Origin of the sequence: Metabacillus endolithicus (genome assembly GCF_023078335.1) — a bacterium.
In the GTDB taxonomy this organism is placed as follows: Bacteria; Bacillota; Bacilli; order Bacillales; family Bacillaceae; genus Metabacillus; species Metabacillus endolithicus.
Genome location: NZ_CP095550.1, coordinates 2688906 through 2700186 on the forward strand (window position 1 = coordinate 2688906; position 11281 = coordinate 2700186).

The window sequence follows — 11281 nt, forward strand, 5'->3', positions numbered from 1 at the left end:
AGTTTTTTGGAGGAAATAATGAAAATAAAAGAAATTATTGTTGTTGAAGGAAAAGATGATACAACAGCTATTAAACGGGCAGTTGATGCCGATACAATAGAAACGAATGGCTCATCGATTGGAGATGCTGTTATTGAGCAAATAAAGCTCGCACAACAAACGAGAGGCGTTATTTTATTTACAGATCCAGATTTTCCGGGAGAAAAGATTAGAAAAACGATAGCGGAGCTTGTACCAGGGTGTAAACATGCGTTTTTACCTAAAAGTCAAGCAAGACCAAAGCGAGGAAAGGGCATTGGAGTAGAACATGCTTCCATCGATGCCATTCAACAGGCACTTGAATCTGTGAAGGAAGAGATGACAGAGTTTGTGAGTGAAATTGAGTTTGAGGATTTATTAGATGCAGGCTTAATAGGTGGGAATCAAGCAAAAGATCGACGAGAAAGACTAGGGATACTATTAAAAATTGGATATACAAATGGAAAGCAACTTCATAAAAGGCTGCAGATGTTTCAAATCAGTAAAGTGGAATTCATTCATGCAGTAAAGAAGATTCTACAGGAGGAAACTAAATAATGATAAAAGATATCGCAACTCCAGTAAGAACAAAAGCCATCTTAGAAAAGTACGGATTTTCTTTTAAAAAAAGCTTAGGTCAAAATTTCTTAATTGAACCAAATGTACTTTCAAGAATTGTAGATCATGCTAATGTTACAGACAAAACAGGGGTTATAGAGATAGGTCCGGGAATTGGTGCATTAACTGAGCAGCTTGCACGAAGAGCTAAGAAGGTTGTAGCCTTTGAGATAGACAAGCGCCTTCTTCCAATCTTAAATGAAACATTAAGCCCTTATGAAAATATAACAGTTATTCATCAGGATGTATTGGAAGCTGATTTGAAAAAAGCAATTGAAGAAAATTTCAGCGATTGTGAAGGGATTATGGTTGTGGCAAATCTCCCTTACTATGTAACAACTCCAATCATTATGAAATTGCTAGAAGATAAGCTTCCTCTTAAGGGAATTGTCGTTATGCTTCAAAAGGAAGTAGCAGACAGAATATCAGCTTCTCCATCAACAAAAGAATATGGATCGCTTTCGATTGCTGTTCAATACTATACAGAGGCTAAAACCGTTATGACAGTGCCTAAGACAGTGTTTGTTCCGCAACCTAATGTAGATTCAGCTATTATCCGATTGTTAGTAAGGGACAAGCCTACTGTAGAAGTGGAGGATGAGGATTTCTTTTTCCAAATTGTAAGAGCGAGTTTTGCACAACGGAGAAAAACTCTCTTAAATAATCTTGTTCATTTTATTCCAAATGGCAAGGAATTAAAAGCAAAGATCGAAGAAACATTGGAGCATGTTGAGGTTGACGGAAAAAGAAGAGGAGAGTCTCTTTCTATTGAAGAATTCGCCAAATTAAGTGATGCATTAGCAAAGGTTGTAAAATAAATGAAAAGCAGGAGATCCAGAACATAAATCTTGATCTTCTGCTTTTTACTTTGCTTATATCCCCATGATATAAATCACCAAAAGCAAAAAACTACATAGGCTAGAAAAGGATACATTTTATACATGTAAAAGATTACTTAAGGTGTATAAGAGATCTTGATGCCTGATTAACGAGTAAGTAAAAGTGTTCAGGTGAATCATTCATTGGAGTGATATAACATGCAAGTGAAAATTGGAGATGTTGTAGTAAGAAAATCTTATAACTTTGATTTGTTATTTAGAGTGATTGATGTCATTTCATCTGCTTCTGGAGAGCAGATTGCAATTTTACATGGTGATGAAGTGAGATTAATAGCTGATGCTGACTGTAGTGATTTAGTTCTTGTAGATGAGACAGAGAGAAATTCCCGAAAGCAGAGAGAAAAAGAACGAATTGATCAATCTTATCATTTATTTAGGCAGGATTATCAGCTTCTGAGGGAAAAGCAGGAATACTATGCAACATCCAGCTATAGCCATAATGAAGAGTTTTTCCATATGCCGGGAAGAGTCTTGCATGTTGATGGAGATCCACTTTACTTACAAAAGTGCTTGGCTTTATACGAGAAGATTGGTGTACCGGTTAATGGTGTTCACCTTAATGAAAAAGAGATGCCGGAAAAGATCACAGATCTCCTATCAAAATACCGACCTGATATATTGGTTGTAACCGGACATGATGCATACTCAAAACATAAGGGAAACATTGACGATATTAATGCCTATAGACATTCTAAGCATTTTGTTCAAACTGTCCGTAATGCAAGAAATAAGGTACCACACCTTGATCAGCTTGTAATCTTTGCCGGGGCATGTCAGTCTCACTTTGAATCTTTGATACGTGCAGGAGCTAATTTTGCAAGCTCTCCTTCAAGAGTAAACATTCATGCACTAGATCCTGTTTATATTGTAGCTAAAATAAGCTTTACACCTTTTGTTGAAAGAATAAATGTATGGGAAGTTCTTCGTAACACATTAACAAGGGAAAAAGGTCTTGGTGGTGTGGAAACAAGAGGAGTTTTACGAACAGGAATGCCGTATAGAAAGCCAACAACACAATAAACTTGCGCCGCTTACGTATCATATGTAAGTGGCTTTTTCTATTTCTGTAAAAAATCCTGTTGTTCGTGTGGCTTCAATGCGGTATTAAGAAGATTGAAATGATGAATCTTTAAGAAGTTTTTTGATAAAATTCTATAAGATTTTTAATGAAGGTCATTATTTGATATTCAGTATTTTTTAAGATTTTCATATAAAAATAACCCGTACACAGAGAGAAATGAGATAAAATATGAACGTTTGAAAAGAAAATTATAAAAAACATTCATTTTCATACATAAAAGAGGGAATGTTTGTTCAAACTAACCATAACAAAGTGAGAATTTTGTTGAAAACATTTTATTGACAGTAGTGAAAAATTACTGTTATAATTTTAATTTTATTTGACTTACATAGGCGGAAGGTTGTATAATCATATTAGTGAGGTGGATGCAATGGGAAAAACTCTAACGGATATTAAAAAGTCCTTGGATGGTAATCTTGGCAGACGACTAACTCTTAAAGCTAATGGTGGTCGTAGAAAAACGATAGAACGCTGTGGTGTGCTAGCAGAAACCTATCCATCTGTCTTTGTTATTGAGCTTGATCAAGATGAAAATTCATTTGAACGAGTATCTTACAGCTATGCCGATGTATTAACCGAAACAGTGCAATTAACATTTTTTGAAGATACAACAGGTTCGTTTGCAGTTAGTGGACAGTAGACATCAATGTTTACTGTTTTTTCTTTTGTCTAAAAATGATCTTATTAACGTCTTCATTACATATATCTTTTGTTTTATGCAAATAATAAATAATGCCGCAGTACTATCTCTTTCTTTTACATTCCAAGCTTATCCTTTGAAAGGTGTGGTCGACATGGGCAGACGTCGTCGTGGAATGATGTCGGAAGACTTTAAATATGAGTTAGCAAAAGACTTAGGTTTTTACGATACAGTAAAAGAAGAAGGCTGGGGAGCTATTCGTTCACGTGATGCTGGTAATATGGTAAAACGTGCAATTGAATTAGCACAACAACAGCTTGCCCAACAAAATAATGTAAATCAGTAATGATAGCGGCGGGGCTGGCTAAAATTATTCACTTAATCAATTTGATAAGTGAGGTTTTGGTCAGCCCTTTCTTTCTATGTAAAATTCACTATAAATTCAAGCTTTTTTGAATTAGTGACATAATCGTGGTCAATGATAGTGAAAACTGTTTCAATTCAACTGGAATTGTCGAAAAAGGCAATACAATACCTGCTTTTGTGGTACAATGTTGATACAATTTTTAGATCGTTTAAGTAGGTGATGACAATGCGTGTATTAGAAAAAGCACCAGCAAAAATAAATTTGTCACTTGATGTACTAAAGAAACGTGACGATGGCTTCCATGAAGTTAAAATGATTATGACAACAATAGATTTAGCTGATCGGGTTGAACTGATTGATCTACCTTACAATGAAATTCGAATTGTATCACATAATCGTTTTGTGCCAGACGATCAAAGGAACTTAGCCTATCAAGCTGCACGACTTTTGAAGGAGCGTTATCAAGTTAATAGAGGAGTTTCTATATCTATAACAAAAACAATTCCTGTTGCAGCAGGGTTAGCTGGTGGAAGCAGTGATGCTGCAGCAACTTTACGTGGCTTAAATAAGCTTTGGAATCTTGGGCTGACTCTTGATGAATTGGCTACACTTGGTGCGGAAATTGGTTCTGATGTTTCATTCTGTGTATACGGAGGAACTGCGTTAGCAACAGGTAGAGGAGAGATTATTCATCATATAGATCCACCTCCACATTGCTGGGTCGTGTTGGCGAAACCAACGATAGGGGTTTCAACAGCTGATGTTTATAAGAATTTAAATCTTCAACAACTAAAGCATCCTAATGTTGAGGGAATGATTGAGGCGTTACATAAGAATGACTATGATCAAATTTGTACACTTATGGGAAATGTATTAGAAAGTGTTACTTTACGAATGCATCCAGAGGTGGCTAACATAAAAGATCAAATGAAAAGGTTTGGCGCAGATGCCGTATTAATGAGTGGAAGTGGACCAACAGTCTTTGGCTTGGTTCAATATGAATCACGTTTGCCACGAGTTTACAATGGATTAAGGGGTTTTTGTGATCAGGTTTTTGCTGTAAGAATGCTTGGTGAACGAAACATCCTTGATTAAATACGGATATTAAGTTATATTTACAATAATAATATTCGGATTTTGGAGGTTGCCAGTTCATGAAATTTCGTCGTAGTGGTCGACTTGTTGATATGACAAACTACTTGCTTCATCATCCACATTCTTTAGTGCCGTTAACCCATTTTTCTGAAAAGTATCAATCTGCTAAATCCTCTATAAGTGAAGACTTAACCATTATTAAAGAAACTTTTGAGCAGCAGGGAATAGGAACGTTGTTAACAGTTCCTGGTGCAGCAGGTGGAGTCAAATTCATACCAAAGGTTGCGATAAGTGAAGCAAAGCAATTTATTGAAGAACTTTGTGAATTTATTGCAAAACCTGAGAGGCTGCTTCCGGGTGGATACTTATACTTAACTGATTTATTAGGCACTCCTTCAATTGTTAATAAAATAGGCCGGCTTTTTGCAACTGTTTTTAGTAACAGGAAGATCGATGTTGTTATGACTGTTGCAACAAAAGGGATTCCGTTGGCTTATGCAGTAGCAGCACAACTGGATGTACCGGTGGTTATTGTAAGAAAAGACAGTAAGGTAACAGAAGGATCAACTGTAAGTATTAATTATGTTTCAGGCTCATCTAAGCGTATTCAAACTATGCTGCTAGCTAAACGAAGCTTAAAAGAGGGATCTAATGTATTAATTATAGATGACTTCATGAAAGCTGGAGGCACCATAAATGGGATGGTAAGCCTTCTTGAGGAATTTAAGGCAAAGGTAGCAGGGATCGGTGTTTTAGTCGAGACTGAGGGCGTTGAAGAGCGGTTGGTGGATCAATATGTTTCACTGGTAAAATTAGCTGATGTCGACGTTCGTGAACGAAATATCCAAGTAAAAGATGGAAGTTACTTCCAAATTGTTAATGAAGAAAAGATTGGAGAGGATTTCAATGAGAACAGTTAGTACAAGCAAAGCACCAGCAGCAATTGGACCATATTCACAAGGAATTATTGTTAATAACGTATTCTACAGCTCAGGTCAAATACCGTTAACAGCTGAAGGAGAAATGGTGACAGGCGATGTTGTTGAACAAACGCATCAAGTGTTTCAAAATCTAAAGGCTGTACTTGAAGAAGCAGGAGCTTCTTTAGAAACTGTTATTAAAGCAACAGTCTTTCTTCAGGATATGAATTCATTTGTCCCGTTTAATGAAGTTTACGGTCAATACTTCTCAGAACATAAACCAGCCCGTTCATGTGTCGAAGTAGCAAGATTACCTAAAGATGCATTAGTTGAAATAGAAGTTATTGCGTTAAGTAAATAATGTCTTTTGCCAATCACATACTGTGGTTGGTTTTTTTGTTTTAACGATAGTTAATAGGTTCTATCAACAAAGATGATGGGAGCGGAAATAACAGGTCAACTACTAAAATGTCGACTAAAATTTCTTTATAAAATTGGTATTTTAACTTCTGTTAAGGAATAAATTGTTGTTTTTCACTATTTTTTGTCAATAAATTTGCCCAAAAATAAAAAAAATTTCAAAATAAGGGAGGAATAATAAAAAAAACGTTGAATTAAGTAACTAAAGTTTTTCATATGGGGGAAAAGGTGGTGAACAGAATGGAAGTTACAGACGTAAGATTACGCCGCGTAAATACCGAAGGACGTATGAGAGCAATTGCTTCTATTACGTTAGATCATGAGTTTGTTGTACATGATATTCGCGTAATTGATGGCAATAATGGTCTCTTTGTTGCGATGCCAAGTAAGCGCACTCCTGACGGTGAATTCAGAGATATTGCACACCCTATTAATTCTAGTACACGCGGAAAAATTCAAGATGCTGTATTAGCAGAATATCATCGTTTAGGTGAGCTAGAAGTAGAATTTGAAGAAGCAGGTGCTTCATAAAATAAAGATAAGGACTTTGCCTACTTGGGCAAAGTTCTTTTTATTTTGTCATTATAATAAGTAACAACCAACCTCTCCATTCTCCCACTAACCATTTATTTTTCTGACTTTTTAAAAATAATGAACTTTCCTGTCACAAACGTGCGAAAAGGAAAACTTATGCTAAAATTAGAAATATCGTGTACTTTTTTTTGTTGTCTTGAAATAGGACTTATTTTAAGATATATTTTTTATGGATAAAAAGGTGTATTATTATAAACATTCTATAGATTACTTCTAATTGGGGGCCTAAATAATGGATAATCGGTATGCAGTAATTCTAGCTGCAGGTCAAGGCACAAGAATGAAATCTTCTTTATATAAAGTATTACATCCTGTTTGTGGAAAGCCTATGGTTCAGCATGTTTTAGATCAAGTGTCACAACTAACTTTATCTAAAACTGTAACGGTTGTTGGTCACGGAGCAGAAAAGGTACAATCTCAGTTAGGTGACAAAACGGAATATGCTTTACAAAGTGAACAATTAGGAACGGCTCACGCTGTTATGCAAGCTGCTCCATTTTTGGAAAATGAAGAAGGAACAACCATTGTTATTTGTGGTGATACGCCCTTAATAACATCAGAAACAATGTCTGCTCTTCTGTCACATCATCAAGAGTCAGAGGCAAAGGCAACAATTTTGACAGCCAAAGCGGAAGACCCAACTGGATATGGGCGAATAGTTCGCAACAATAAGGGAACGGTAGAAAAGATAGTTGAGCATAAAGATGCGAGTGAAGTAGAACGAGAAATAACAGAAATTAATACCGGTACATATTGCTTTGATAATAAGGAATTATTTGAGGCCTTAAGTCATGTATCAAACGATAATGTTCAAGGAGAATACTATCTTCCAGATGTAATCGAGATTCTACAAAAAGAAGGAAAAATTGTTTCTGCTTATCAAACTTCTTCCTTTGATGAAACATTAGGTGTTAATGACCGAATTGCATTATCACAAGCAGAAAAACTAATGAAGCAACGCATTAATAAAGAACATATGAAAAACGGGGTAACATTGATAGATCCTGATTCAACCTATATTTCTGCTGAGACATCTATTGGTAAAGATACCGTGATTTATCCAGGGACAATGATTATTGGGAAAACAGTTATTGGCGAAGATTGTAACATCGGGCCAAATACAGAAATAAAAGACTGCCACATTAACAATGCAACAGCAATTAAGCATTCGGTTGCTCATGATAGTGAAATAGGTGCTTCCGTTTCAATTGGTCCTTTCGCTCATATACGTCCACTTTCGACAATATCTGATGAAGTGAAAATTGGTAATTTTGTTGAAGTGAAAAAGTCTAAAATGGGCAAAGGCAGCAAAGCATCACATTTAAGCTATATTGGTGATGCTGAGGTAGGTGCAGACGTAAATCTTGGATGTGGTTCAATAACTGTTAACTACGATGGTAAAAATAAATATCTAACGAAAATAGAAGACGGTGCATTCATTGGCTGTAACTCAAACCTAATTGCCCCTGTTACGATTGGAAAAGGTGCATATGTAGCGGCAGGTTCCACAGTAACAAATGATGTACCGGAAAAAGCATTGTCAGTTGCACGGTCAAGACAAGTAAATAAAGAGAATTATGTCGACCGATTAAATAATAAAAATTCCTAATGGAGGTTTTCACTTTACCATGTCAAATCGCTATGGAGATTCTAATTTAAAAATATTTGCACTCAATTCCAACCCGGCCCTCGCAAAAGAAATAGCGGATATTGTTGGTGTTGATTTAGGTAAAAGCTCTGTTACTCGTTTTAGTGATGGAGAAATTCAAATAAATATTGAAGAAAGTATTCGTGGTTGTGACGTTTATGTTATTCAATCAACAAGTGATCCTGTAAATGAGCACTTAATGGAATTGTTAATTATGATCGATGCCTTAAAGCGTGCATCAGCCAAAACAATTAACATTGTTATCCCTTACTATGGTTATGCGAGACAAGATCGTAAGGCAAGAGCAAGGGAGCCAATTACAGCTAAGCTTGTAGCGAATCTTTTAGAGACTGCCGGTTCTACTCGTGTTATTACACTGGATCTTCATGCACCACAGATTCAAGGATTCTTTGATATTCCGATTGATCATCTAATGGGGGTACCAATTTTAGGTGAGTATTTCTTAGGAAAGAATTTAGAGGATATTGTCATTGTTTCTCCTGATCATGGCGGTGTGACAAGAACTCGTAAATTAGCTGATAAACTAAAAGCTCCAATTGCGATTATTGACAAAAGACGTCCAAGACCAAATGTGGCAGAAGTTATGAACATTGTAGGTAATATTGAAGGTAAAACAGCAATTTTAATTGACGATATTATCGATACAGCTGGTACTATTACATTAGCTGCTAATGCACTAGAAGAAAACGGTGCAAAAGAAGTTTATGCTTGCTGTACTCACCCTGTTTTATCTGGACCTGCCATTGAGCGTATTGCAAACTCAAAAATAAAAGAATTAGTTGTAACAAACTCAATTCTACTGCCTGAAGAAAAAAGAATTGATAAACTGGTTGAACTTTCAGTAGCACCTTTAATTGGAGAAGCCATTATTCGTGTTCATGAAAAGCAATCAGTAAGTTTACTTTTTGATTAATTGAACTAAAACCTATTCAAGTCATTATGATTTGGGTAGGTTTTTTTATTGCTGTAAATTATAGAATCATGAACTATAGGTACTGCTTTGACATCCAGCTCCAGTGCTTTTGTATTTATCGACAAGTTTTTGCAAAAAATGTTTATACCTTTCACATTATGGGCAAACAATATATAAGAACGAATTTCGTTAGGAAGGTGTAAACTATGACAACACTACAAGCAGTTAAAAGAACTGAATTTACTAACTCTGCAAAAAGAAAGGTACGTGAATCAGGGCAAATACCAGCAATCATTTATGGTAAAAAAGTTGAAAGCAAGCCAGTAGCTTTAGATAGCATTGAACTTATTAAAACATTACGAGAAGAAGGAAAAAATACAGTTATTCATTTAGATGTAGATGGCTCATCACATGCTGTTATGCTATATGATATGCAAACAGATCCTTTAAAGAATGAGATTGTTCATGCTGATTTTCATATAGTGGACATGCAGGCAGACGTAGAGGTAGAAGTACCTCTTCATTTAACTGGTGAAGCTCAAGGAGTAAAGGACGGCGGCGTTCTTCAACAATCCTTACATGAAGTAACAATTAGCGCAAAACCAGGACAAATTCCACAAACAATTGATGTTGATATTGCTAATTTAGCTGTAAATGATGCCCTTTATATAAAGGACTTAACATCAAGCGGTCAATATCAATTTGTTCAGGATGAGGAACAGGTTGTTGCATCAATCTTACCTCCTCAGCAGGAAGAGGAAATTGATAGTGGTGAAGAACAAGAACCTGGAACTCCTACAAATGAAGAAGGCCGAGAGCATAACGAGGAATAAGAACGAGTTAGCTTAGGTGCAAATAAAGTCTAAAAGTGTCAGTTTTTCATCCTTTATATCGACTTAAAGGAAAATGGAAAGCTGGCACTTTACTTTTGTTCAGAGAATGAATATGCTAAATAAGATGAATAGTTAAAATGTGAGTGAAAACTTATGAACACTAGAAATTGAAATAGATGATTTGATGTGGGTTAGGAGGGTATATATGAAACTCATCGTCGGACTAGGTAATCCGGGTAGGCAGTATGAAAATACAAGACATAATGTAGGATTTAAAGTAATTGACCAACTTTCTGAGGATTTATCGATCCCTCTTGATCGCCAAAAGTATAATGGTATTTATGGAATAGGACATATTTCAGGAGAGAAAGTCATATTATTAAAACCACTCACCTACATGAATTTATCTGGAGAATGTATACGGCCCTTAATGGATTTTTACGATATGGATGTTGAAGATTTAGTTGTGATATATGACGATCTAGATTTACCTGTTGGTAAAATTCGACTGCGAGCCAAAGGAAGTGCTGGTGGTCATAATGGAATAAAATCAATGATCCAACACTTGGGAACCCAAGAATTCAACAGAGTTCGAGTTGGTATTGACCGACCAACAAATGGAATGAAGATTTCAGATTATGTACTTGGTCAATTTACGGAGGCTGATTTGCAAGGCATTAATGAGGCAATCAGTTATTCTGCAAAAGCATGTGAAAGCTGGATTCAACAATCATTTGTTCAAGTGATGAATGAGTATAATTAGTTGAACGATAACGTGATGGGTGTTTTTAGCCTTTATCATGTATAACCTCCTGAACGAAGGTCCATACTATCAATAAAAACATACCTTTCAGGAGGCTAAACATGGCTTTGCATTATTATTGTAGACACTGTGGTGTGAAGGTTGGAAGCCTTGATAATCAATCACTTTCTAGTCAGCAGCTAGGATTTGATTCTTTAACAAATGACGAACGTCAAGAAATGATTACCTACGAACAAAATGGAGATATGCATGTTAAAACAATTTGCGAGGACTGCCAGGATGCACTACATAGAAACCCTGATCTTCACCAGGTGGATAATTTGATTCAGTAAGGGCTTTGGGTGATACCCAAGGCATTTTTCTGTTTTGATGTGGTGAGTCCTCATTTCAACATGTCATGGTAAAGTACTTTACCATCTATGATTAAAATCAAACATACTACAGTTAAACT

Annotated in this window: 14 protein-coding genes; all 14 read left to right on the top strand. The window is 35.9% G+C overall.

Annotated elements, in window-relative coordinates; translation table 11 throughout:
* Positions 1-18: 18 nt before the first annotated feature.
* The 14 genes from rnmV to fin all read left to right on the top strand — a co-directional run bounded on the left by rnmV (position 19) and on the right by fin (position 11162).
* Positions 19-576, top strand: a complete 558-nt coding sequence (gene rnmV / locus MVE64_RS13740) for a ribonuclease M5 (protein WP_247339017.1) — start codon at positions 19-21, stop codon at positions 574-576.
* Positions 576-1454 carry a 16S rRNA (adenine(1518)-N(6)/adenine(1519)-N(6))-dimethyltransferase RsmA gene (rsmA, locus tag MVE64_RS13745; RefSeq protein ID WP_247339019.1) on the top strand — a complete coding sequence of 293 codons (879 nt, stop codon included), beginning with the start codon at positions 576-578 and terminating at the stop codon, positions 1452-1454. Before rnmV ends, rsmA begins: the two co-directional genes overlap by 1 nt.
* A 219-nt stretch (positions 1455-1673) precedes the next feature.
* Positions 1674-2555, top strand: a complete 882-nt coding sequence (gene yabG / locus MVE64_RS13750; protein WP_247339020.1) for a sporulation peptidase YabG — start codon at positions 1674-1676, stop codon at positions 2553-2555.
* 431 nt (positions 2556-2986) lie between these two features.
* Positions 2987-3256 (top strand): biofilm formation stimulator Veg, encoded by a 270-nt coding sequence (gene veg / locus MVE64_RS13755; protein ID WP_026562427.1) that lies wholly within the window; start codon positions 2987-2989, stop codon positions 3254-3256.
* A 154-nt stretch (positions 3257-3410) separates the two neighbouring features.
* Positions 3411-3602, top strand: a complete 192-nt coding sequence (locus MVE64_RS13760) for a small, acid-soluble spore protein, alpha/beta type (protein WP_098795105.1) — start codon at positions 3411-3413, stop codon at positions 3600-3602.
* 246 nt (positions 3603-3848) lie between these two features.
* Entirely contained in the window at positions 3849-4718 is an 870-nt protein-coding gene (ispE, locus tag MVE64_RS13765; protein ID WP_247339021.1) for a 4-(cytidine 5'-diphospho)-2-C-methyl-D-erythritol kinase, read from the top strand.
* Positions 4719-4777: 59 nt separating this feature from the next.
* On the top strand, positions 4778-5638 hold the full coding sequence (gene purR, locus MVE64_RS13770) for a pur operon repressor (protein WP_247339022.1): 861 nt from the start codon (positions 4778-4780) through the stop codon (positions 5636-5638).
* Positions 5625-5999: a 2-iminobutanoate/2-iminopropanoate deaminase gene (ridA, locus tag MVE64_RS13775; protein WP_247339023.1), complete on the top strand. Its 375-nt coding sequence runs from the start codon at positions 5625-5627 to the stop codon at positions 5997-5999. Before purR ends, ridA begins: the two co-directional genes overlap by 14 nt.
* A gap of 299 nt (positions 6000-6298) precedes the next feature.
* Complete coding sequence (gene spoVG, locus MVE64_RS13780) at positions 6299-6589, top strand: septation regulator SpoVG (RefSeq protein WP_026562422.1); 291 nt, start codon at positions 6299-6301, stop codon at positions 6587-6589.
* Between the two features lie 295 nt (positions 6590-6884).
* On the top strand, positions 6885-8261 hold the full coding sequence (gene glmU / locus MVE64_RS13785) for a bifunctional UDP-N-acetylglucosamine diphosphorylase/glucosamine-1-phosphate N-acetyltransferase GlmU (protein WP_247339024.1): 1377 nt from the start codon (positions 6885-6887) through the stop codon (positions 8259-8261).
* Between the two features lie 19 nt (positions 8262-8280).
* Positions 8281-9234 (top strand): ribose-phosphate diphosphokinase, encoded by a 954-nt coding sequence (locus tag MVE64_RS13790; protein ID WP_098795100.1) that lies wholly within the window; start codon positions 8281-8283, stop codon positions 9232-9234.
* A gap of 206 nt (positions 9235-9440) precedes the next feature.
* Positions 9441-10067, top strand: coding sequence for a 50S ribosomal protein L25/general stress protein Ctc (locus MVE64_RS13795; RefSeq protein WP_098795099.1), 627 nt, complete (start codon positions 9441-9443; stop codon positions 10065-10067).
* Positions 10068-10272: 205 nt separating this feature from the next.
* Positions 10273-10830: an aminoacyl-tRNA hydrolase gene (gene pth / locus MVE64_RS13800; RefSeq protein WP_231308776.1), complete on the top strand. Its 558-nt coding sequence runs from the start codon at positions 10273-10275 to the stop codon at positions 10828-10830.
* A gap of 101 nt (positions 10831-10931) precedes the next feature.
* Positions 10932-11162: an anti-sigma-F factor Fin gene (gene fin / locus MVE64_RS13805; protein WP_098795097.1), complete on the top strand. Its 231-nt coding sequence runs from the start codon at positions 10932-10934 to the stop codon at positions 11160-11162.
* Positions 11163-11281 lie beyond the last annotated feature (119 nt).